The organism is Bacillus sp. 03113 (assembly GCF_006546985.1).
In the GTDB taxonomy this organism is placed as follows: Bacteria; Bacillota; Bacilli; order Bacillales; family Cytobacillaceae; genus VATK01.
Genome location: NZ_VATK01000006.1, coordinates 187657 through 210140 on the forward strand (window position 1 = coordinate 187657; position 22484 = coordinate 210140).

23 protein-coding genes are annotated in these 22484 nt (G+C 35.6%); 4 read left to right on the plus strand and 19 right to left on the minus strand.

Features of this window, described 5'->3' with window-relative positions; genetic code table 11:
* Positions 1–39 precede the first annotated feature (39 nt).
* On the plus strand, positions 40–378 hold the full coding sequence (gene ytrH / locus FDO66_RS07460; protein WP_141432017.1) for a sporulation membrane protein YtrH: 339 nt from the start codon (positions 40–42) through the stop codon (positions 376–378).
* The gene (gene ytrI / locus FDO66_RS07465) at positions 375–878 is read left to right on the plus strand and encodes a sporulation membrane protein YtrI (protein ID WP_141432018.1); all 504 of its coding nucleotides are present in this window, start codon (positions 375–377) and stop codon (positions 876–878) included. The genes ytrH and ytrI overlap by 4 nt, the downstream gene beginning before the upstream one ends.
* 420 nt (positions 879–1298) lie before the next feature.
* On the opposite strand, the gene FDO66_RS07470 is transcribed toward ytrI, so the two are convergent.
* The 3 genes from FDO66_RS07470 to FDO66_RS07480 all read right to left on the minus strand — a co-directional run bounded on the left by FDO66_RS07470 (position 1299) and on the right by FDO66_RS07480 (position 4118).
* Positions 1299–2234 (minus strand): DHH family phosphoesterase, encoded by a 936-nt coding sequence (locus FDO66_RS07470; protein ID WP_141432019.1) that lies wholly within the window; start codon positions 2232–2234, stop codon positions 1299–1301.
* Positions 2235–2344: 110 nt separating this feature from the next.
* The gene (locus FDO66_RS07475; protein WP_141432020.1) at positions 2345–3664 is read right to left on the minus strand and encodes a CBS domain-containing protein; all 1320 of its coding nucleotides are present in this window, start codon (positions 3662–3664) and stop codon (positions 2345–2347) included.
* A gap of 211 nt (positions 3665–3875) precedes the next feature.
* Entirely contained in the window at positions 3876–4118 is a 243-nt protein-coding gene (locus FDO66_RS07480; protein ID WP_141432021.1) for a hypothetical protein, read from the minus strand.
* 160 nt (positions 4119–4278) lie between these two features.
* Here FDO66_RS07480 and FDO66_RS07485 point away from each other — a divergent pair, with 160 nt between their 5' ends.
* On the plus strand, positions 4279–5376 hold the full coding sequence (locus tag FDO66_RS07485; RefSeq protein WP_141432022.1) for a M24 family metallopeptidase: 1098 nt from the start codon (positions 4279–4281) through the stop codon (positions 5374–5376).
* A 114-nt stretch (positions 5377–5490) separates the two neighbouring features.
* Here FDO66_RS07485 and FDO66_RS20785 read toward each other — a convergent pair whose 3' ends face one another.
* On the minus strand, positions 5491–5646 hold the full coding sequence (locus FDO66_RS20785; RefSeq protein WP_181444484.1) for a hypothetical protein: 156 nt from the start codon (positions 5644–5646) through the stop codon (positions 5491–5493).
* Between the two features lie 106 nt (positions 5647–5752).
* Between FDO66_RS20785 and FDO66_RS07490 the strand changes: the two genes are divergently transcribed.
* On the plus strand, positions 5753–6199 hold the full coding sequence (locus tag FDO66_RS07490) for a universal stress protein (RefSeq protein ID WP_141432023.1): 447 nt from the start codon (positions 5753–5755) through the stop codon (positions 6197–6199).
* Positions 6200–6257: 58 nt separating this feature from the next.
* On the opposite strand, the gene argH is transcribed toward FDO66_RS07490, so the two are convergent.
* The 15 genes from argH to thiI all read right to left on the minus strand — a co-directional run bounded on the left by argH (position 6258) and on the right by thiI (position 22484).
* Positions 6258–7649, minus strand: a complete 1392-nt coding sequence (argH, locus tag FDO66_RS07495; protein ID WP_141432024.1) for an argininosuccinate lyase — start codon at positions 7647–7649, stop codon at positions 6258–6260.
* Complete coding sequence (locus tag FDO66_RS07500) at positions 7646–8854, minus strand: argininosuccinate synthase (protein ID WP_141432025.1); 1209 nt, start codon at positions 8852–8854, stop codon at positions 7646–7648. The genes argH and FDO66_RS07500 overlap by 4 nt, the downstream gene beginning before the upstream one ends.
* Positions 8855–9078: 224 nt before the next feature.
* Entirely contained in the window at positions 9079–9591 is a 513-nt protein-coding gene (locus FDO66_RS07505) for a MogA/MoaB family molybdenum cofactor biosynthesis protein (RefSeq protein WP_141432026.1), read from the minus strand.
* A complete protein-coding gene (locus FDO66_RS07510) occupies positions 9588–10433 on the minus strand; it encodes an EcsC family protein (protein ID WP_141432027.1) in 846 nt (281 codons plus the stop codon). The genes FDO66_RS07505 and FDO66_RS07510 overlap by 4 nt, the downstream gene beginning before the upstream one ends.
* A gap of 359 nt (positions 10434–10792) precedes the next feature.
* Entirely contained in the window at positions 10793–11980 is a 1188-nt protein-coding gene (locus tag FDO66_RS07515; RefSeq protein ID WP_141432028.1) for an acetate kinase, read from the minus strand.
* Positions 11981–12280: 300 nt separating this feature from the next.
* Positions 12281–13264, minus strand: a complete 984-nt coding sequence (locus FDO66_RS07520; protein ID WP_141432029.1) for a class I SAM-dependent methyltransferase — start codon at positions 13262–13264, stop codon at positions 12281–12283.
* Positions 13265–13382: 118 nt separating this feature from the next.
* A complete protein-coding gene (tpx, locus tag FDO66_RS07525; RefSeq protein ID WP_141432030.1) occupies positions 13383–13883 on the minus strand; it encodes a thiol peroxidase in 501 nt (166 codons plus the stop codon).
* A gap of 371 nt (positions 13884–14254) precedes the next feature.
* Positions 14255–14731: a GerW family sporulation protein gene (gene ytfJ, locus FDO66_RS07530; protein ID WP_141432031.1), complete on the minus strand. Its 477-nt coding sequence runs from the start codon at positions 14729–14731 to the stop codon at positions 14255–14257.
* 17 nt (positions 14732–14748) lie between these two features.
* Positions 14749–15435: a DUF2953 domain-containing protein gene (locus FDO66_RS07535; RefSeq protein WP_258535648.1), complete on the minus strand. Its 687-nt coding sequence runs from the start codon at positions 15433–15435 to the stop codon at positions 14749–14751.
* 145 nt (positions 15436–15580) lie between these two features.
* Positions 15581–16129, minus strand: coding sequence for an RDD family protein (locus tag FDO66_RS07540; protein WP_141432032.1), 549 nt, complete (start codon positions 16127–16129; stop codon positions 15581–15583).
* A gap of 11 nt (positions 16130–16140) precedes the next feature.
* The gene (gene sppA, locus FDO66_RS07545) at positions 16141–17151 is read right to left on the minus strand and encodes a signal peptide peptidase SppA (protein ID WP_141432033.1); all 1011 of its coding nucleotides are present in this window, start codon (positions 17149–17151) and stop codon (positions 16141–16143) included.
* A gap of 18 nt (positions 17152–17169) precedes the next feature.
* Positions 17170–18768, minus strand: a complete 1599-nt coding sequence (locus tag FDO66_RS07550) for an amidohydrolase (RefSeq protein ID WP_141432034.1) — start codon at positions 18766–18768, stop codon at positions 17170–17172.
* Positions 18769–19078: 310 nt separating this feature from the next.
* Positions 19079–20650 (minus strand): acyl-CoA synthetase MbcS, encoded by a 1572-nt coding sequence (mbcS, locus tag FDO66_RS07555; protein ID WP_141432035.1) that lies wholly within the window; start codon positions 20648–20650, stop codon positions 19079–19081.
* Positions 20651–20806: 156 nt separating this feature from the next.
* Complete coding sequence (locus FDO66_RS07560) at positions 20807–21010, minus strand: alpha/beta-type small acid-soluble spore protein (RefSeq protein ID WP_141432036.1); 204 nt, start codon at positions 21008–21010, stop codon at positions 20807–20809.
* 268 nt (positions 21011–21278) lie between these two features.
* Positions 21279–22484, minus strand: a complete 1206-nt coding sequence (gene thiI / locus FDO66_RS07565; protein ID WP_141432037.1) for a tRNA uracil 4-sulfurtransferase ThiI — start codon at positions 22482–22484, stop codon at positions 21279–21281.

Consider the following 22484-nt stretch of genomic DNA (forward strand, 5'->3'; position numbering starts at 1 on the left):
GTTGATAGAGAACGACTATTTAAGCAAGGATGAGATCATATGAGGGAACAACCGTTTTTATTCTCTTTTATTGAAAGCTATTTTATTGCACTCGGCGTCTTAATTGGAGGGTCTATTATCGGTGGACTAGCTGCTTTTTTAACAGGTAAGCCTCTTCTAACCGAAATCGTTCAGATTTCTAAAATGATTAGGATATGGGCAATCATCGCAGCCATCGGAGGAACATTTGATACCGTTTATAGCTTTGAAAAAGGCTTGTATAATGGAGATACAAAGGACATATTTAAACAGTTTTTATTAATTCTATCGGCCTTAGGAGGAGCACAAACAGGAGCTTTATTCATTTATTGGCTCACACAGGAGCATGCTTCATCATGAGAATTCCTCCATACTATCGGAACCCGTCCATACAGCGTTTCTTTGTTGGAATGGTAATGGGCGGAATAATCAGTTGGTTTATTTTTCTGTTTATCTTTGGAGAATCGCAGGAAAAGTATAGCATACAAATTAAAAGACAAAGCGAACTCATTAAAGAATTAAAAGAAGATAAAAAAATATGGCAAGAGGAATTTCAAGAACTCAATCAAAAAAATGAGAAAAGGCTTACTGTTCAGGAAATAAAAGTAAATATCATCAACAGTAAAAAATATGATCTTGATTCCTATAGTAAATTTGAAATGGAAAACCTCATAAAAGATGATTTAAATATGCTTGAAGCTAAAGATATCGAAACCGTCTATAAAAATAGAGATTTGATGATGAAAACAATTGAAAATAAAAGAATGAAAATAAACGATAAAAGATTTCAATTTCGCGTTACTGAAATCGTCTTTTACACAACTCTAAGCATTCAAATTGAATTGTTTTTAGCCGATTAAGAAAAGCGTAAGCGCCTTGATCATCGACGTACAAACTGGAGGGGCTTCGACTGAGATAAGGCGAACCTTCCATCAGGATGTACTTTCCCTGATGGTTAGCCTGAGCCAATCAGGTTTTTACGGGCAGTTTTTTATCCACTGTACATTTTTTTAGGTCATACCTTACTGCCCGTTAAAACGTGATAAAGGAATCACGATGAGCGTTAGCGAATCGATGTTGACTTATCGTAGGGAGAAGCCCTGAAGTTTGATAGTCGATAGGCGCTGGCCGATTAAGTGCGCCACGTCCTGTGGCAACATCGGCACTTGTACGTCCTGTACGTCGGAGCTAGACAGTAATCTAACTTCAGATATAAATTCTGATATTATAAAAAAACTGATAGGATAAGTTGTTCTAATCTATCCTATCAGTTCATTCCTTTATTCTTTACAGACAAGTTCTAAATCTTCTATTACCCCTTTAACTTCATTCCATGAATAAATCGATGCTCCAGCTGCTAATGGATGGCCTCCCCCACGATACTTTTTAGCTACCGTATTAATAACCGGGCCCTTCGAACGGATGCGTACACGAATTTGATCCTTTTCTTCAATAAAAAATACCCACGCTTTTATCCCTTTAACATTTCCTAAAATCCCTACAAGCAACGAGGCTTCAGAAGGCTTCACTTGAAATCTTTCAAGCAAATCCTTATCTATGATCATGGAGGCAACTCCACTCGGCTCTGATTTAAAATTTTGTAATATATATCCGTTAAGCTTTACGACATTAGACTCCATTTCATACATTTTATTGTATATATCCGTTCGTGAAAATGAATAATGAATTAATTCACCTGCATATAGAAACGTTTTCTCTGTTGTGCTTGGAAATAAGAATCGACCTGTATCTCCCACAATTCCCGCGTACAGAAGTCTCGCAGCCTCATCCGACATCTTCAATCCTTTGTCGCGGCCAAAGAGATAAAACTCATAGATCATTTCACTTACTGAGCTTGCGGTTGTATCAACCCATAATACATCTCCGTAAGGATCTTCGTTGGGATGATGGTCAATCTTAATTAACATATCGCCAGAAGTATACCTCTGGTCACATACTCTTTCTTGATTAGCTGTATCACAAACGATCACGAGTGAACCTTGATATACATCATCATCAATTTGATCAAGCCTGCGTAAAAAATGCAATGACTCCTCTTCTTTTCCTACGGTGTAGATAGTCTTATTAGGAAACGATGCTTTTAAAATTTCTGCTAAACCACCTTGTGAACCATAAGCATCAGGATCGGGACGTACATGGCGATGAATAATAATAGTTTCATATTCTTTAATTGCTTCAAGTATTTTTTCTTTCATTAAGATCTCCTTCTTATCGCAATATTTAATTGATTATACTTTATATTTAGTAGACTGTAACCACTAATTTTTATTGTAAAGATTGTAGCCCTATAGAAGAGAAAACTCGATTAATGGCGGTCCATTATTTGGCACATCATCATTGCTTTTCCGACTAATACCCCTTCATTAAAAACCTCCACATCCACTTTTCCAAACTTTCGTCCAACCTCAAGAATTCTAGGATAAATTTCAATCGTGCTTTCAATCTGAACAGGCTTAAGGAAATAGATTGTCATATTTTCAACAACTAAGTCCCCCTTTTTGTATCCTCTTAATACACCATTTGCAGCTTCAGTCACAATTGTAGTAAACACTCCGTAAGAAATGGTTCCTATATGATTGGACATTTGCGGAGTAATTTCACATTGGAAAATATCCTCACCCTTCAATTTTCCTTTTGTTAATACAAGCTGATTGGTTACGATATCATCGATCGTTTCACCCACTTGGGGCTGACGCTGAATCATTTGAAGAGCTTTTAAAACATCCTGCCTACTAATGATGCCTTGCAATAAATTTGTTTCATCTACAACCGGTAATACCTCTAACCCCTCCCAGACCATCATATGAGAGGCTGAAGCGACACTAGTTTTTCCGCTAACAGAAATTGGATTTTTGGTCATGATCTTTTCAATAAGGGTTTGCGAATCTTTACCCATAATATCCTTTGAAGTGACAATTCCTTGTACCTTCTTTTTTTGATCAACAACAGGAAAACGGCTATGCATCGTTTCACGATTTAAATTCATCCAATCAGAGACAAGATCTGTTGTTTTTAAAAATATCGTGTCCTGTATCGGTGTTAAGATATCCTCTACAAGGACAATATCCTTTTTTATTAATTGATCGTAAATGGCTCGGTTTATCATCGTAGCAACCGTAAAAGTATCATAGCTTGTTGATATAACCGGCAGCTCCAATTCATCTGCTAAATTCTTTACATCTTCTTCAGTATCAAATCCTCCTGTGATCAACACAGCTGCTCCAGCCTTAAGTGCATGTTCATGAGCCTGAAATCTATTTCCAATAATAAGAAGGTTCCCTGCTCCTGTGTAACGCATCATCGCATCTAATTTCATAGCTCCTATGACAAATTTATTTAAGGTTTTATGTAAGCCAGCTCGTCCCCCTAGTACTTGTCCATCTACAATATTCACCACTTCAGCATACGTAAGCTTTTCAATATTTTCTTTTTTCTTTTGTTCAATACGAATAGTTCCTACTCGTTCAATCGTGCTTACATATCCTTTATTTTCAGCATCTTTAATCGCTCGATAAGCCGTTCCTTCACTAACATTCAACGCCTTGGCAATTTGTCTTACGGAGATTTTTTCACCAACTGGCAGTTCATCAATGTATAGTAATATTTGTTCATGTTTCGTAGCCAAGATCGTCACCCTTTTCATAGTATCAGAAAAAATATCTTTGGAAGTTGTATAAATATTAAAGGACAACTCCATTAGTACCTTTTCTTTTTTTTTTGCTGCTAGGCACTAGAATAGAGTTGCCCCTTTTTACTATTTACTCTCAATTAGTAAATTTTTCTTATTCCATTATAAAATGATTACTCTTTCGATTCAAATCAAGAGGATGTAAAAACTAGTCATAGTAATGAGCTTTCTTTTTCTTTTTTCGTACCTGATAAACATCTTGATATCCGTTTTTTCTAGGCTTGAATAAAAAAGCAGATAGATTTCCAGCAGTAGCAATAAAAAATAACACAAGCCATAAAAAAGCAAATAAACCTTCTATACCTCTACTATACACATTTAAGTGTGGGAGTGCATAATAGAGCAAGACACCACTTACAAGTAAACAAAGCAGGTATCGATTTTTATTCATTCAGCATCTCCTTTCTTTTATATATATTTATGTATCCAGGGAAAGAAAAAAGTACGCTTAAATGGAATCTATTAAAATATATAGAAAAGTTTACAATCCTCCACCATATTGTTACCCTTAAAGATAGGCATTATTTCTGTGTATCAGGAGGCGAAAATTCATGCAGGAAAGACTTACTCATTTATCAAACTGGATGAAGCTAAACGAAATTCAAGTATCTTTTCTTACTTCAACAGAAAACGTATTTTATTTTAGTCAATTTTATAGCGATCCACATGAAAGATTGCTGGCCATCGTTCTATTTCAGAACGATGATCCCATTTTAGTTTGTCCCGGGATGGAAAAAGAGGAAGCGAAAAAAGCAGGATGGCCATACTTAATCATTGGGTACAGTGATACCGATCATCCATGGGAATTAATCGAAAAAGAAATAAAAATACGAGTTTCAAAAATAGAGCGCATTGCGATTGAAAAAGAACATATGAATGTAGAAAGATATGAAAAAATTTCTGCTTTATTTCCAAACGCCTCTATTCTTTCAGCAGAAGGAAAAATACGAGAGCTGCGAATGATTAAAGATAAATCAGAATTAGAGAAAATACGAAAAGCCTGCACTTTTGCCGATTATGCGATCGAAATTGGCTGTCAAGAAATCAAAGAAGGCAAAACCGAACTGGATGTATTAGCCTCAATTGAATATGAGCTTAAGAAAAAAGGCATCAGCAAAATGTCCTTTTCCACCATGGTTTTGACAGGAGCAAATGCCGCTTCACCACACGGTAGCCCAGGTAATACGAAAATACAAAAAGGGGATTTAGTATTATTTGATTTAGGGGTTGTTGTGGAAGGCTATTGCTCCGATATTACAAGAACAGTTGCATACGGTGATATAAATGAGCAGCAGCTAAAAATATACGATACGGTATTAAAAGCACAGCTTGCAGCCATAAAAGCAAGTACACCAGGTATCGCATGCTCAGATATTGATACCGCTGCTCGAAACGTAATACGTGAAGCTGGTTATGGAGAATTTTTTCCACATCGCTTAGGACATGGATTAGGAATTAGCATTCATGAATTTCCTTCTTTGACAGAAACGAATCCGCTTCTGCTTCAAGAAGGAATGGTATTTACTATTGAACCAGGTATTTATGTACCTGAAGTGGCAGGTGTCAGAATTGAGGATGACGTACTCGTTACAAAGGATGGTCTTGAAGTACTGACACAATTCCCGAAAGAGCTCCAAATTATATCTTAATTCTTTATAACCAGAACAAAGGCTGTAACTGAAGTAGCTGCGATATGATTGAATCTATTCGATTAAATATTACCTTAATAATTGCGAAAAAGAGCCGAATCGGCTCTTTTCTTATTACTGCTCTTCCTCGTATTGCTTTCCGTTTTCAGATTGAAAAACGGATTGATCAACCACTCCGCTGTTATAGGAATCCATAATTTGCTCTGTTACTTGATTAATCCCTTGATCATCAAGTAAATTTACTTTCCCTTTAAATTCCTTGTTTTTCATGATCTCACTCCTTTTCTAAGATACATTACCTTTCTTATTGTTCGAAATATTGTTACAGATATTCATCATGAAATCATGTATAATATAGGGAAAGGAGGAGATAGCCATGGGTTTGCATTATCAAAAAATTTTAGTTGCAATCGATGGTTCAAAAGAAGCTGAATGGGCATTTAGAAAAGCAATCGAAGTAGCGAAAAGGAATCAAGCTAGAATGGTGATTACCCACATTATTGATGTTCGAACTTTTGCGACAGTTGAAGCTTATGACAGGACCATTGCTGAGAGAGCAGAGCACTTTGCAAAAGAGCTTCTCGAAAATTATAAGCAAGAAGCAATCGAAGCTGGGATTCATGACGTAGAATATGAAATTGATTATGGTTCTCCAAAAGTAAAAATCCCTAAAGAAATTGCCAAAAAACATCAAGTTGATTTAATTATATGTGGGGCTACAGGAATGAATGCTGTGGAACGATTTATCATTGGTAGTGTTTCTGAGCATATTACTCGTTACGCACCTTGTGATGTTTTAGTTGTTCGTACAAAAAAAGATTAAATTATATTTATAACCGCAAAATGTAAGCGTTTTTAATTTTCATCAAAAAACACGCTGTTTATTTCACAGCGTGTTTTTTGTCTAAGCAATCCTTCGCTTTACTAATCGCTAATTTAATTTGTGCAAACCCTGTACCACCTGCACTGTTTCTTCTTTCAACAGCAGTTTTAGGATCTAACACTTTATAAATATCTTCTTCAAACAGATCACAAGCATCATGGAACTCGTCTAAAGTAAGGTCAGCTAGGAAACAGCCCTTATTTACACAATAGAGAACTAATTTACCTACAACCTCATGAGCTTCTCTAAAAGGCATCCCTTTATCAGAAAGATAATCGGCAAGCTCTGTTGCATTGGAAAAATCATTTTTCGTTGCTTTTTCCATTTGATTAGTTTGTACCCTCATCGTCCGTACCATGCCAGCAAAAATCTTTAAGGAACCCGTAACCGTTTTAACGGTGTCAAACATTCCTTCCTTATCTTCCTGCATATCTTTGTTATAAGTAAGAGGAAGACCTTTTAGTACCGTTAATAGTCCCATTAGGTTCCCATAGACACGGCCAGTTTTCCCTCTAATCAACTCTGCCATATCTGGATTTTTCTTTTGTGGCATAATGCTTGAACCAGTTGAAAAGCTATCATCTAACTCAATAAATTTAAATTCCTGACTAGACCACAAAATAATTTCTTCACTAAATCTAGAAAGGTGCATCATTAAAATGGAGCTTGCAGATAAAAATTCAATGATAAAATCACGATCACTCACGGCATCCATGCTGTTTTCATAAATACTATCAAAGCCAAGCAGTTCAGCAGAGTAATAGCGATCAATTGGGAAGGTTGTACCTGCTAATGCCCCTGCTCCCAGTGGAGAAACATTTACTCGTTTAATATTTTCTTGAAAACGCTGCTTGTCTCTTTCGAGCATCCAGAAATAAGCCATTAAATGATGTGCAAAAGAGATCGGCTGTGCTCTTTGTAAATGTGTATATCCAGGCATAATTGTTTCAACATGAACCTCAGCCTGTTCAACAAGAGCTTCCTGCAGCTCATGAATCAACTCAAGAATAACTTGAATTTGATTTCGTAAATACAAATGAACATCTGTTGCAACTTGGTCATTGCGGCTTCTACCTGTATGAAGTTTACCGCCGACAGGTCCAATCATATCCGTTAGCATGCTCTCTAAATTTAAATGAATGTCTTCTAGTTTAACAGAAAAAGCAAGCTCATTTTGAGCTGCTTTTTCCTTTAATGAGGATAAGCCTTTTCGAATAAGCTCTGCTTCTTCGTTCGTTAAGATACCTGTTTTAGCAAGCATCGTAACATGGGCAATGCTTCCTTCAAGATCTTCCATAACCAGCTCTTGGTCAAAGGAAATGGAAGCACCAAATTCATCTACCCATTCTTCTGCTGATTTGGTAAATCTTCCGCCCCAAAGCTTTTTCACACTGTCACCTTCTTATTCTTTTGAACAATGCTGTTTACTTTTGTTGGTAGACCCCAAAGCTTAATAAAGCCTACTGCTGCTGCATGATCAAACTCATCCTCAGAAGTATAAGTTGCAAGCTTTTCATCATATAGTGAAAATGGTGATTTTCTACCTTCAATGATCGCATGACCTTTGAACAATTTCACTCGAACAATACCAGTTACATTTTTCTGTGTATCCTTTAAAAATGCTTCTAATGAAGTTTTTAAAGGTGAGAACCACAGGCCTTCATAAATAAGCTCTGTTAACTTTTTCTCAATAACTGGTTTGAAGTGGGCAACTTCTTTTACTAACGTTAAATCTTCTAATTCCTTATGAGCTTTAATTAATGTCATGGCTCCTGGGCATTCATATACTTCACGTGATTTAATTCCAACAAGACGGTTTTCAACATGGTCAATTCTGCCAACTCCATGTTTTCCTGCAAGGTCGTTAAGTTTTAGAATTAATTCAGATAATGAATATGATTGACCATTTATACTAACAGGTACACCCTCTTCAAATGCAATCTCTACAACTTCAGGAGTGTCTGGTGTATTTTCTAGGCTTGCAGTCAATTCATAAGCTCCTTCTGGCGGTGCAGCCCAAGGATCCTCTAAAATACCACATTCGTTCGCTCTACCCCATAAATTTTGGTCTACTGAGTAAGGGCTATCTAAATTAATTGGGATCGGAATATTCTTTTGTTTTGCATATTCGATCTCTTCTTCACGTGACCAGCTCCATTCACGAACAGGAGCTAAAACTTCCAAATTAGGATTTAAAGCTTGAATAGATACTTCAAAACGAACCTGATCATTTCCTTTACCTGTACATCCGTGAGCAACAGCAACTGCATTTTCTTGTTCTGCTACTTCAACTAATTTTTTTGAAATTAACGGTCTTGATAAAGCCGAAACTAAAGGATATTTCCCTTCATATAATGTATGTGCTTGAAGAGATAATAACGCAAAGTCTTGAGCGAATTCTTCTTTAACATCTAAAACATAAGACTTTACAGCACCAACTTTAAGCGCTTTTTGCTGTACGAATTCTAAATCTTTTCCTTCTCCAACATCAAGGCAGCACGCTACAACTGAATATCCTTGTTCCGTTAACCATGTAATTGCGACAGATGTGTCAAGGCCCCCTGAATAAGCAAGAACCACTTTTGGATTTGCCATTTTTATTTCCTCCTATATACGAATAAATATTCATTTATTTATATTTTTATTCAAATCTACTTTAAATACTTTAACAATTTTCTTCATAAAATTCAATACTTAAATCTTAAAAAAATAAAAAATAAATTTCTATAAGCAAAGCTAGCAATTATTATCTAATAGCACGACAAATGAAATTAATTTTAGCATGATCTTGTATAAATACATTTATACAATTTCAAACGTTATAAATCTTTTTTCAGCTCTCTCACAACATGGCCCAATTCAGGTAAGATCAATTTTTTCATCGCTAATTGAACAGCTCCTGTAGATCCAGGTGTCGAAAAAACAGCAGTATTGACAACAACTCCTGCGATCGCTCTTGATAATAATGCGGCAGAACCTATATCTTCTTGATAGCTAAGCATTCTAAAAAGCTCTCCAAATCCAGATATTTCTTTATCAAATAAAGGCTTTATCGTTTCAATCGTAACATCTCTTACAGCAATGCCTGTCCCTCCGTTGATAAGAACAATATCTGTTTCAGGATGATGACACCCTTTTAATACTTCCGTTTTGATGAACCCAGTATCATCTTTTACAATGACATAATCAGAAATTTGATGTCCTGCATCTTTTAAGAGGCGAACCATTAATTGTCCACTTTTATCGGTATTTTCCGTTCTCGTATCGCTTACCGTAATGACTTTGCAAGAGACATGTCGCGGAGCTTCCTGTTTATGTTCAAATGTACTCATTTGTTTCGCTCCTTTTTCTCAAATAAATATCTCATTTGGTAATACTTATGAGAAAAATCTGTTACTTTTCGTGTTAATTGATAGTTAATGCCTGCTCCTATTGCCATACTAATAATTGGAAACCCTTGGAATGTTTTTTTTCGAAGCAGGAAAATGACTACTATTTTTAAAATTTCTTTTAAGATTTGTTCAATAGAAGCCATATCACTAAGTTCTTCTTTTTGTGCATAAAAAAAATTATCAGTTTGATGTTCTTCTATCTCCCCCATCAGCTTCTCCCACGCCTTCATTCGAATATGAGGAGGCAAAATTGCTGCATGGAAAACTTTTAAGGATGTTTCCATTTCAACCGGAGAACTAGTATCAAATCCGTAGGTAACAGCAATCAATTGTACTGCTCTTAAATTAATCACTACTACACCTGGTAAATCAGAACCAAGCAATAAAGCTTTACCAGTACCAGATACTCCTCCATGTGCAAATGAATAGAGACGATGACGAGAAATTTGTTGGTCAGCAATATATTTTATTTGATCAATTTTTAATTTTTTCAAATCCTGCACTGAATCGATTTCCGGAAGAAAAGAACGAGCTATTGTTAATATTCTTTCTTTTGCTTCTGCTTGGAGATGAGAGCTTTGGATAAGTGACTGAAGGTGAAACAGCCATTGATCCAAGGAAGAAAAAAACTTCTCTTTGATTACAGTAGGTAATAACGAAAATGATTGCTCAATATATTTTTGAAGCAATAAAGAAAAATCGTTAGGCTCGTAACTGCGCAGCTTATTCTCCCATTCCCTAATCTCAGTTAACGTCACTATTTCTCGTTCATCTAAAGGCATGGATTCGACCCCCTATTTAACCATTCATTTAGACATTTGGTTTGTACTTACGGACAACGATAAATTCACATTAAACCTTCACTTATAAAGCAATAGTAGGAAAGGTTCTTTTCACCTTTCCTAACTTTTTTATTTATTCCTTAATGAAATAAGTTTCTCCACGAAGTCATTTAGCCTGAAAAAAGTTTTATATTTTTTACATATAGGCGATGTTAAATAATTCTGTTGATTTTTGAATCATTTAGCACGATCTTAAAGCTACACTTCAAGGCGTTGAAACATGGTTTCACACAAATGATTCAAAAATCGCTTTTATCAACAGTACTCTTTAACAAAGCCTACATATAAGGAAATCTTCTTTAATTAGTAAGGCGTACTACATCACGTGCAATCATCACTTCTTCGTTCGTTGGGATGACCATTACTTTAACTGGAGAGTGCGGATACGTAATAAAGGCTTCTTTTCCAGTCACTTTATTTAATGTTGGATCCCAATAAATTCCCATGAACTCTAAACCTTTTAATACACGTTCTCTAATTAAAGCACTATTTTCCCCAATACCTGCTGTAAAAATAATTGCATCCACACCATACATACGCGCTGCATATGAACCAATATATTTATGTATGCCATTTGCAAACAATTCTAGTGCTAATTCTGCTCTGTTATTGCCTTCATCTGCCTGTTGTTGGATATCACGAAGATCACTTGAAAAACCCGAGACTCCTAATAAACCACTTTTCTTATTTAAAATATGTAAGACCTCATCCGCTGTTTGGTTAGTCTTCTCCATAATAAAAGGAATAAGCGCAGGATCAATGTTTCCTGAACGAGTTCCCATCATAACACCAGCTAGAGGAGTAAAGCCCATAGATGTATCGATTGATTTACCTCCTTTAATTGCAGCAATGCTGGCTCCATTTCCTAAATGACAAGAAATGAGGCGAAGCTGGTCAATCGGACGTCCAAGTATTTCTGCCGCTCTTTCAGATACATATTTATGAGAAGTTCCATGAAAACCATACTTACGAATTCCATATTTTTCGTAGAATTCATACGGTAGGCTATATAAAAAAGAACTATCAGGCATAGTTTGATGAAAAGCTGTATCAAATACAGCTACAGACGGAACATCAGGAAGCACTTGCTGAAATGCCTTAATCCCTGTTATATTAGCTGGATTATGAAGGGGAGCTAGTTCAGAAAGCTGATTAATTTTCTCGATCACTGAATCATTAATTATGACAGAATCTGAAAATTCTTCTCCCCCATGAACTACACGATGACCTATCCCATTAATTTCACTAAGGGATTTAATAATTCCAAGAGAAGTCAACTTTTCTAATAATATCTTTACAGCTATATCGTGTGCCGGGATATCTGTCACTTCTGTTATTTTTTCATCATTAACTGTTATATTAAAAACCGAGTCATTCAAGCCAATTCGCTCAATTAAACCTTTAGTAATAACTTTTTCACTAGGCATTTCAAATAATTGAAATTTTAAAGATGAACTACCAGCATTTATCGCAATAATTTTTTCCATCTGTAATATCTCCTTTCAGGTGCAACACATCTTTATTTATAAAATTCTCATTCTAAGCAACTTTCAAGATCTATCTTATCGAATTTTTAATTAGTTTATATCACCAATTTTGTTCTATTTTCATGAAACGAGCGGAACAAGGATACTTGTTTTGCTCGTTTCATGGAAATAGATCCTTTAGAATACAATAGTACATAAATACCTTAAACCGCTAACTTTTTTGGTTCTTTAGAAATAGGTGGAGTTATTACTCCACCTAAAGCTTTGTATTAATGTTCAAAACACTTTCAATAAATAGTTTTAGTAATTCTCCTTAAACCATTTATCAATTTTAACAAATATTTTTTCCATTTCATTTTTATTAGAAAAACTTGGCATATCGACCAAAAGTACTTGCTTTGGCTGCTTTGTTTCGATCCCTTTCTTTTGCAGGATGAGTAAGCTTTTTGCCGCATTCTTATTTTTAAACATGCTAAGTGGAAGCTGAAGCAGTCCATGAATAACAGCATGCTCTTTCAAATATTGTTGTAAACCGTTCGCCTGTTCCCCTTCAAACAATCCATTTGGAATGATTAAAAACAAAAACCCACCATTTTTCACATGGCTGATGCTTTGCTCAATAAATAAATAGTGGGCAAATGAATGTCCTATCTTAGAATGCAAAATATAATCAGCAGCTCTAATATCATTAGGATAATACCCAACCGGCAAGTCGCTTATTACAGCATCGACGGGATCAATAAATAACCGCTCTAAGCTATCTTGACAAAATAACTCAACAGAATGTGTTAGTAGATTCGCATTAATATAGGCTAGTTTAATTAATAAATCATCTATATCTACACCATACCCTGAAATTTGCTTATTCTCATTTTGATTTATGACGGTAGCAAGCAAATTTCCTGTTCCAATAGCAGGATCTAATATACGAATGGAGGAACCAGTCATATATTTCTGAACAAAATACCCAACTAACATTCCAATTGAGTCTGGTGTCATTTGATGATTAGGCTGAATATTTTCTTGCATCCCTTTTAATATACAAAGCTGAAATGCTTTTCTAATTTCTTCTTGCTTATATTTATCCATATTTAACTTTTGATAATAATTTTTTAATTTTCGTGTTGATAACTCACTTATTTCTTTTTGAAGAATTGCATCCTCAAAAATATTTTCCCCTGTTTCACCTAGTGCTTCTAAGTAAGAACATGATAGTTCTCCCATTATAATGATCGCTGTTTCATTCATCAGGGTGAACAATTCTTCAACTGAATGAATGCTCACTATGTATGCCTCCCGTGCTTTATTAAAAGATAAGAAAGTTCGCTTCTCCATCTTTCTTACGCCTTTATATTTTAACGGGCATTTGTAAATGGAACAAGTCTGAGGGAATTTTCAAAAATTATTCAGCTTTTCTAGCTGCTTCAATGGCTGATTCATAATCTGGATGATTAGTCGCTTCACTGACATATTCAGCATAAACCACTTTATTATTTGAATCCACAACAAATACAGCACGAGCTAAAAGTCGTAATTCTTGAATAGCCACACCATAAGCTTTTCCAAATGAAAGTTCGCGATGATCCGATAAGGTTTCAACTTTATCGATTCCAGCTGCTGCACACCAGCGTCTTTGAGCAAAAGGAAGGTCAACACTGATTGTTAATATTTTAACATTGTTTAAACTCGAAGCCTCTTCATTGAATCTTCTTGTTTGTGCATCACAAACGCCTGTATCTATGGAAGGAATTACACTAATAATGCGTACCTGACCATTTGAGCTTGCAAGTGTTACTTCAGAAAGATCATTAGCAAGGACTGTAAAATCCGGAGCTTGATTTCCTACTTCCACTTCATTTCCAAGTAATGTTACTGGATTTCCTTTAAAAGTAATGGATGCCATATTCGTTTTTCCTCCTTTTATTCATGCAACCTTTTATACACAGTGTAAATATATATGTTCGGCTTAGTTTTTGCAATTAATTCAGATAAAATAATCTTTTTCTTTAAAAATAGGCTATGTTAAACTCTGTAGATTTTTGACTCATTTAGCGTGATATTCATGAAATGTAGGAAGAGCACACTTGCTACCTGCATTTCATGAATATCACGCTACCTTGAAGCGCTGCTTCAAGGCGTGTGAAACAGGGTTTCAAACGAATGAATCAAAAATCGCTTTTATAAAAAAATATTCTTTAACAAAGCCTAAAAATAAAGAAAGTGCCAAATGTCTTTAGCATAATATAAAGACATTTGGCACTTTAAGAGAACCTTCTATAATTCCAAATTTTGCTTTGGTCCATTGTAGTTTTCTGTATTAGGAGGTATGTCACTTCCAGATGAAGCACTCGTTTGATTTGTATTTTTTGAAAACATCTGCTGAATTTTATCCGCAGCTTGAGGAGCTAAATCTAATATTTTTTCATATAGATGGGTACTCTCATCCAAATGAACCATTTTTACTTCGCTTCCGTTAACAATTAGAAAAGCGATAGGAGTAATCGAAACTCCGCCTCCGCTTCCTCCTCCGAAAGGATGTTTTTGAGTGCCTTCTGAATGAGTCTGTTTTGAACTCTCTAGAGTAAATTCGCTTCCACCAGCTGCAAAGCCAAACCCTACTTTTGAAACAGTCAATATCACACTACCATCAGGAGTTTCGACAGGGTCTCCAATAATTGTATTTACGTCAATCATTTCCTTCAAACTTTCCATTGCAGTAGTCATAAGTCCTTGAATCGGATGATCAGACATTTTTACTTCCTCCTATTCTATAAAGAGTTTTCCTTCTGATTAGAAGTTTCAGATAACGGTTTCTTTTTCAGAAAAGGTTTGTCTCTTTTCCAATATTTAACCAATTTAATTCCTGCTACCATAGCATGCCCGACCCTAAATTGAAACATACATTTAAAAAAAGTTTCTGAGATAAACATTTGAAATCTAGGTGTAACAGTCATATGAGGCATCTCTTCCATTTTAAAATGATGACTTAATATTCCGATTATACTCCCTTTTAATGACCAAATAGCACCTGCAAAGATAGCAGTATGAGCAGCATCACCAACTCCCATCACGGAATGCCATTCAATTTTTTTAATCGAGACCTTCTTTAGAAAATGCTTTATTATTTTATGAAATGAAACAACATGTTCAAGTAATTCTTTAAATTGACGAATACTATTTAATAGGTCTTCTACTGAAAATTGCTTTGTTTCTTTTTTTGTTTTTTCTTCGTCCGTACCTGCTGTAGCATTTTCCTTTACAACTAAAGTTGGTGAATCTTCATCGATTTTTATGAGAGGAATGTCCTTTTTATACCTAATTAAACCAAACCACGCTCTCATTTCAATCTTAGCGTGATCGTTGTCCTGACCATGATAATATTGAACAAATAGCTTTATTTTTGTCATAATAAGGATAAATAAGAGCAATATAAAGATGCAAAAGGTGATAAACACCCAATTCAAGCCGAACACAACCTTTCAACAAAGAATACCTTAATAGAAATACCTTCCAAAGTTATCCATTATCTATATACTTTCCTAGTTCTTTAAAAAATAAACAAAAAAATGCCAGACAACCATTAAGGTGTCTAGCACTCATTTATCTTTCATGAATAACGGAAGTATCAGCAAAGAGATCATGAATCCCTTGCTTTTTAGGTGTAAAGGCAACTACAATATATAAAATAAAAATTGTAGAAGAAATAAATCTACCGATCCACTCTCTAAATATAATCGTTCCCCATGAAAGCTTTTCATTGTTTAGATCAATGACTTTTAAACCAAAAACCATTTTTCCAATTGTTTGGCTTCTCCATTTCGTCAAAAGAACAAAATAAGCATAAAACATAATAGCCGTCGTTATGGATATTGGGGAAAAAATATTTCCTTCATATACTGGAAAATCTAATGCTTGAAAAATCGGATGAAGAATGATCCTATTTAAGCTGCCTATAACTACTAAATCTAATAAGTAAGCCCAAAATCTCATCCAAAAACCTGCAAAACGTAAATCCTCTTTATTTACCGAGGAAGATATAGTATCATTTGTAAATTCATGAATCGACTCTTCATTACCCATTTCTAGCTTTTCATTTAACTGTTCTTTATTTTCAGATAGATTCTCATGAGTGTCTTGATTTGAGTTCATTTCTTCCACTCCTATTCTGCATAAAGATACATTAATCGAGGTGAATTAGGATGAGATAAAAGCTTTGCGAGTCCATAAAGCTCCATATCTTCTCCTATCATCTTCCTTGCACTCATGTTAAGTAAAGAAGCTATCCCTGTATTTGCTGTATATTGAATAACCTTTGCATTTTTTAAATGATGATCCTTTTTCAATTGTGCAACCACATCATCAAAATAACCAAAATCATCAACTAATTTTAAATCCTTGGCTTGCCTTCCATCATAGATTCTGCCATCAGCAATCTTTTTCACTTCATCGACTGGGAGACCTCTGCCCTCTGAAATGACCTTTACAAATCCTTCATAGGAATTACCAATCATAGATTGCAGTATTTTTCTTTCATCCTCAGTCATTTCCCTTGTAGGGCTCATTATATCCTTATAAGGTCCACTTTTAATAGTTTCAAATTTCACACCATACTTTTCTGCAAGTCCTTCATAATTGTATCCATGCATAATTACACCTAATGAGCCTGTTAAAGTTTCTGGACTTGCAAAAATTTTATCTGCAGCTGCAGAAACATAATAACCCCCTGATGCAGCCATGGATCCCATTGATACATAAATTGGTTTTTTTGTTTCCTTTTTAATTTCAACTATTTTGTCATGAATTTGCGCACTTTCAACCACCCCGCCACCAGGCGAATTTACACGTAAAATAATTCCTTTAATGGTGGAATCCTCTTTTACATGAGCAAGATTCTCCATAAATAGCTGGTGGTTATAGCCTGGACTTTCGAAAAAGGACTGTGCATCTCCATTATCTTGAATGACCCCATTAATATCTAATACAGCAATTTTATTAAATTCACTTCCATCTTGAATCGTTTCCTCTGTAAACTTCTCATTTCCAGTATTCATCAATTCATTTAACGTATCTTCCAAATTTCCAAAGGCAAAAGATGATAGCAAGCTTATGACAATTGAAAAAGCAAATAGAACACCAGCAATTGCTAAAGCTGCCCAACGTTTCCCGTTCATGATGTTACCTCCTTATCATTAATCCCTTGCATCATACACAATTTGACATCCAATGATCGTCTTAGAAATGCCTATTTTATATATTTCTGATTTTTCTACAGAAAATGGGTCTTGTTTAAGCACCGTGAAATCACCATAGTACCCTTTTTTTATTTGTCCTCTTTCCAATTCATGACCCGCGGCATAGGCACTGCCTTTTGTAAATAAACAGACAGCTTCATAAATCGACAATGACTCACTTGGGATATATTGTTGCATAGGATCTTCAACTTTCGTTCTTGTAACAGCTGCTTGAATACCTAGTAGAGGATCTAGTGGTTCAACTGGTGCATCAGATCCCCCTGCAATATGGATTCCTTCCTTCAACATTGTTTTCCATGCATAGCAGTATTCTAAATAATCTTCTCCAATTCGATCGATTACCCAAGGAAAATCTGATAAAACAAACATTGGCTGAATATCAATAATCATCGGCAATTTCTTTACTCTTTCCACTAAATCCTTACGAAGAATTTGCCCATGAATAAGCCGATCTCTCCCTTTTCCTTGATAAGGATATGTTTCAATTGCATTTAGAGACATTTCAAAAGCTAAATCTCCTATTGCATGAATCGCAACAGGCATGTCTATTTCACGAGCTTTTTTTACTAATTCGTTTAATTGTTCTTGAGAAAAAATAGCTACACCTGAAGTAGACGGATCATCTGCATATGGTCGACTTAATAAGGCTGTTCGCCCCCCTAATGCCCCATCAGAAAAAATTTTCATAGCACCAAATTCAATCCATTCATTGCCTGCTTGAAATTTTCCTCCTGCGTCTTTAAAATCCTCAAATACTTCATGGTGAACGAGTAGATGAAGTCTAAAAGGATATTGTTCTTCTATAATAACCTTTTTAAAGGTTTCATACGTATCTTTAAAGCTTTTATAGTAGCTTAAATCCTCTGTATGACCCCCTGTTAATCCTAAGCGATAAGCATCTTGAATCGATTTTTTTAATGCTGATTCAACATATTCATTTGTTAACTCTGGCAATGCCTGATAAGCTAATTCCATTGCCTGTTCTTTAAATAATCCATTTAATCTTCCATTTTGATCTTTTTCGATCTCGCCACCAGCAGGAGTTTGTACTGCATCTGAAAGACCAGCTGCTTCAATTGCTTTGGAGTTAAGGGAGCAGACATGATGACAAATTCTCTTCAGTAAAACTGGACGATTCGATACATATTGGTCTATTTCATCTCTTGTGATAGGTAAGGATTGTTCCCACAAATTTTCGTTCCAACCATCTCCTATTACCCAGGCGCCTTCACTTAATTGATTGGCATAATCACGAACAGCACTAAGCATTGCTTGCTTCGTTGTATAAGATGATAAATCAAGACGAATAAGCTTTTCTCCGTGTCCAATGATATGGAGATGGCTATCAACAAAGCCAGGGAGCATCGTATCCTCCTTTAAATCGATTCGCTTTGTAATCCGTTCATAATATTTTTCTTCTAGTGCTTGTAAAGCCCCAATATCAATTATTTTCTGTCCTTCTGTAAAAACAGCTTCTACTTGATGCCCCTCTTCTTGAAGAGTGTATATGTTACCTCCATACCAAAGTGTCCCCATTTTTTTCTCCTTCCACTTTGCTTTTTTGACCTTATCTATTTGCTTAGCTTTATCCCGCATTAACGGTCAATAAGACCCCCACCTCATGGTTATGAGAGTAAATAAGATATCCTAGGTAGGGCCTAACTGACCGTAAAAGCCCGACGACGAGGACGTCCTAGTCAGGCGAATGCCACAGGATGTGGCTGGTATGAGCGTGATTGGATCAACTAACAATCAGTGGGGGATGGCAGATAAAGGCGCGACGTCCTTTCGCCATAGTCTGTACTAGTCTTCCTGTACGTCGAGAAAACCCCCACTGATTGAAGTTTCACCTTATCAACTCTAATTCTCTAAGCTCTACTCTTCTTATTTTCCCTGAGTTTGTTTTAGGAAGCTCTGCTAAAAATTCTATTTTTCGCGGATATTTGTATGGAGCTGTGTGATTTTTCACATGAGTTTGTAATTGTTTAATCAGTTCATCCGTTCCTTCTACTCCATTTTGCAACACAACAAATGCCTTCACTACATTTCCTCTGATTTCATCCGGACTAGCTACAACCGCACATTCTTTTACAGAAGGATGCTTAACAAGTGCATCTTCTACTTCAAAAGGACCGATTGTATAACCAGAGCTAATAATCATATCATCACTTCTGCCTTCAAACCAAAAATAGCCATCCTCATCTTTTTTGGCCCTATCTCCTGTTATATAGTAATCTCCTCTAAATTGTAGCGACGTCCTAACGGGATCTTTATAATACTGTTTAAATAAAGCAGGAGTGTTTACATGAACAGCTATGTCTCCTACCTCACCAACTGCACAAGGTTGACCCAAATCATTTACAATCTCTACATCATTCCCAGGGGTTGGTTTTCCCATGGAGCCTGGTCTAAGCCGCATTCCCTTTGTAATTCCAAGTAATAGTGTGTTTTCGGTTTGCCCATAACCGTCTCGAACATCTATTTGAAAATGAGTATTAAAAGTATCAATGACTTCTCTATTTAATGGCTCACCAGCAGATACAGCACTTCGTAGCTTAGGCAGACGATAGGAAGAAATTTGATCTACCTTAGCCATAAGTCGATATTCTGTCGGTGTACAGCACAATACATTTATTTCGTATTGTTCTAGTAATTGCAAATATTTTTTCGCATCAAATTTCCCATGATAAACAAAACCTGTTACACCTGAGCCAAGCACAGATAGCAGTGGACTCCAAACCCATTTTTGCCAGCCTGGTCCTGCAGTAGCCCATACGGTATCTCCGTCTTCAATGCATAACCAATTAGGGGCTGCTGTACGAAGATGAGCATAGGCCCAAGCATGAGTATGAACGACTCCTTTTGGGTTGCCAGTCGTTCCAGACGTAAAGGAAATAAAAGCTTTATCTTCTCTATCTGTTTGAACCACATCTAATACACTTGAAGCTTTCGTCATTTCACTATTTAAGTGAATCCAATCTTGAAATGAGCTTCCAACTACAAACTTTTTCAAATCTTTTATCTCTTCGACTTGATTTAGCTGTTCTACATACTCATGATAACAAATAATTCCTTTTACATCTCCATGAGTAATACGATATTGAAGGTCCTTTGCTCGAAGCATTTCTGAGCTAGGTAAAATTACTAGTCCAATTTTTAAAGCTCCAATGTAAATTTGATATGCATCTATTAATCGGGGAACCATAACCAATACAACATCCCCTTTTTGAAAACCGGCATTTAAGAAAACACGCCCTATTTGATTCGCTTTTTTCATTAATTCTTGATAGGTGATTTCTTGTTTATCTCCTACTTCATTTTCCCATTTTAAAGCTATTTTTTCTTTATTCGTTACATAATTTTCGATTTCAGAAACTAAATTATAATGACTTGGTGCTATTAAATCTGCTCGACTCATGTGTTCTCCTCCCATATTAAAACGAAAAATTAACCTATCTTGTTTATTTATGTAAAATGATCATACTTAGTCATTATACTAAATCCACTTGAGATAACAAAACAAAATAGGAGCGGGATCGAAATCCCGCTCCTTGTAGCCATATTTATATGATTGTTATTTTGAAAAGCCGCCGCCTAGTTGTTGTTCTGCCATTTGAACTAAGCGTTTTGTGATTTCACCACCGACAGAACCGTTAGCACGTGAAGTTGTTTCAGCTCCAAGGCTTACTCCAAATTCAGTAGCGATTTCGTACTTCATTTGATCAAGCGCTTGTTGTACACCAGGAACTAATAATTGGTTAGAAGTATTGTTTGGCATGTAATATCACCTCCTTGTGCTTATAGATTGTGTAATATCACATAGCTTCATTCAAATCAACAAATGGTAATTGTTCACAATTTTTTCAAGAAAAGCGGCCGATTAAGAGCGCCACATCCTGTGGCAACATCGGCACTAGTACGTCTTATACTTCGAAAGCGACTTGTCAGCCCTGAAGAAAAATGTTCATTTGACTTCTAAAGCGTGATTTGTGCTTTTTGAGGCAAATGAACATTTTTCACAAGGGCTAGGCGCTGTAGCTAGACATCTAGAAAAGATCTTCATGTACAGACAACTTATTTGATTTTGGTTTAATAATAAGTGTCTCAACTTCTGAAATTGCTTTTGCCATATAAGGCTCAAAATCAACAAAGCTCTCATAATAGCTAACCTTTTCACGCTTGGGTTTCGTTTTTGGAGATGCTGGAACGAATATGGTACAGCAATCTTCAAATGGCCTTATTGAAATATCATGTGTATCAATTTCTCGTGAAATAGAAATAATTTCTGTTTTATCCATTGTCACTAAAGGTCTTAATATTGGCGTATTTGTCACTTGATTTATTGTATACATACTCTCGAGTGTTTGACTTGCTACTTGTCCAATGCTTTCCCCTGTTATTATTGCTAATCCATTCCTTTTTTCTCTAATGGCATCTGCAATCTTAAGCATTAATCTCCTCGTAGTCGTCATCGTATAGTTTTCAGGAACCTGCTGGAGAATAAATTGCTGAATTTCAGTAAATGGTACAATGTGCAGGATTATTTGTCCATTAATACAAGAAAGCTTTTCCGCTAAATCGATTACCTTTTGTTTAGCTCTTTCACTCGTATAAGGGGGACTATGGAAATGGACAGCTTCTATATCAAGACCTCTTTTCATTGATAAATAACCTGCAACAGGGCTATCAATTCCTCCAGAAAGCATCAGCATAGCCTTCCCACTTGAGCCAACTGGCAATCCACCCTTACCCTTGATTGTTTCACATGATATATAAACTGCCTCGCTTCTCACTTCCACTTGAAGATTAATATCTGGGTTTTTTACATTAACGATCAATCCTGGAATATTTTTTAGTAAATGCGAACCAAGTGTATAATTAATTTCATGAGTATCTAAAGAAAATGATTTATCTGCTCTTTTTGCTGAAACTTTGAAAGTTTTTCCTTCTTGATATTTTTCCTTTAATAGTTCTAAAGCCGAATTCTTCATTTCTTCAACATCTTTAGCTGTTTTTATGACTGGACTAAAGGATTGAATACCAAAAATACCTTTCAACAAGTCAATGACTTCATTTCCATTTTCCCCATTTAATAGGATAAACATACGATCTCTTTCAGCATTTATCATTATCTTTGGAAAATCTATTAATGCTTTTTTTATACTGTTTTTTAATTTCCCGACAAATTTGCTTCTATTTCTCCCTTTTGTAGAAATTTCCCCATATCGGACAAGTATTCGATCATAATACAT

Excerpts from the sequence above, each read along its gene's own strand:
- thiI (WP_141432037.1), bottom strand. The coding sequence starts at position 22,484 with ATGTATTATGATCGAATACTTGTCCGATATGGGGAAATTTCTACAAAA.
- ytrI (WP_141432018.1), top strand. The coding sequence starts at position 375 with ATGAGAATTCCTCCATACTATCGGAACCCGTCCATACAGCGTTTCTTT.
- FDO66_RS07510 (WP_141432027.1), bottom strand. The coding sequence starts at position 10,433 with ATGCCTTTAGATGAACGAGAAATAGTGACGTTAACTGAGATTAGGGAA.
- ytfJ (WP_141432031.1), bottom strand. The coding sequence starts at position 14,731 with ATGTCTGATCATCCGATTCAAGGACTTATGACTACTGCAATGGAAAGT.
- ytrH (WP_141432017.1), top strand. The coding sequence starts at position 40 with ATGAGGGAACAACCGTTTTTATTCTCTTTTATTGAAAGCTATTTTATT.
- mbcS (WP_141432035.1), bottom strand. The coding sequence starts at position 20,650 with ATGAGTCGAGCAGATTTAATAGCACCAAGTCATTATAATTTAGTTTCT.
- FDO66_RS07480 (WP_141432021.1), bottom strand. The coding sequence starts at position 4,118 with ATGAATAAAAATCGATACCTGCTTTGTTTACTTGTAAGTGGTGTCTTG.
- FDO66_RS20785 (WP_181444484.1), bottom strand. The coding sequence starts at position 5,646 with ATGAAAAACAAGGAATTTAAAGGGAAAGTAAATTTACTTGATGATCAA.
- FDO66_RS07505 (WP_141432026.1), bottom strand. The coding sequence starts at position 9,591 with ATGAGTACATTTGAACATAAACAGGAAGCTCCGCGACATGTCTCTTGC.
- FDO66_RS07515 (WP_141432028.1), bottom strand. The coding sequence starts at position 11,980 with ATGGAAAAAATTATTGCGATAAATGCTGGTAGTTCATCTTTAAAATTT.
- FDO66_RS07560 (WP_141432036.1), bottom strand. The coding sequence starts at position 21,010 with ATGCCAAACAATACTTCTAACCAATTATTAGTTCCTGGTGTACAACAA.
- FDO66_RS07500 (WP_141432025.1), bottom strand. The coding sequence starts at position 8,854 with ATGGCAAATCCAAAAGTGGTTCTTGCTTATTCAGGGGGCCTTGACACA.
- FDO66_RS07485 (WP_141432022.1), top strand. The coding sequence starts at position 4,279 with ATGCAGGAAAGACTTACTCATTTATCAAACTGGATGAAGCTAAACGAA.
- FDO66_RS07470 (WP_141432019.1), bottom strand. The coding sequence starts at position 2,234 with ATGAAAGAAAAAATACTTGAAGCAATTAAAGAATATGAAACTATTATT.
- FDO66_RS07550 (WP_141432034.1), bottom strand. The coding sequence starts at position 18,768 with ATGGGGACACTTTGGTATGGAGGTAACATATACACTCTTCAAGAAGAG.
- FDO66_RS07540 (WP_141432032.1), bottom strand. The coding sequence starts at position 16,129 with ATGAACTCAAATCAAGACACTCATGAGAATCTATCTGAAAATAAAGAA.
- tpx (WP_141432030.1), bottom strand. The coding sequence starts at position 13,883 with ATGGCATCCATTACTTTTAAAGGAAATCCAGTAACATTACTTGGAAAT.
- sppA (WP_141432033.1), bottom strand. The coding sequence starts at position 17,151 with ATGAACGGGAAACGTTGGGCAGCTTTAGCAATTGCTGGTGTTCTATTT.
- FDO66_RS07490 (WP_141432023.1), top strand. The coding sequence starts at position 5,753 with ATGGGTTTGCATTATCAAAAAATTTTAGTTGCAATCGATGGTTCAAAA.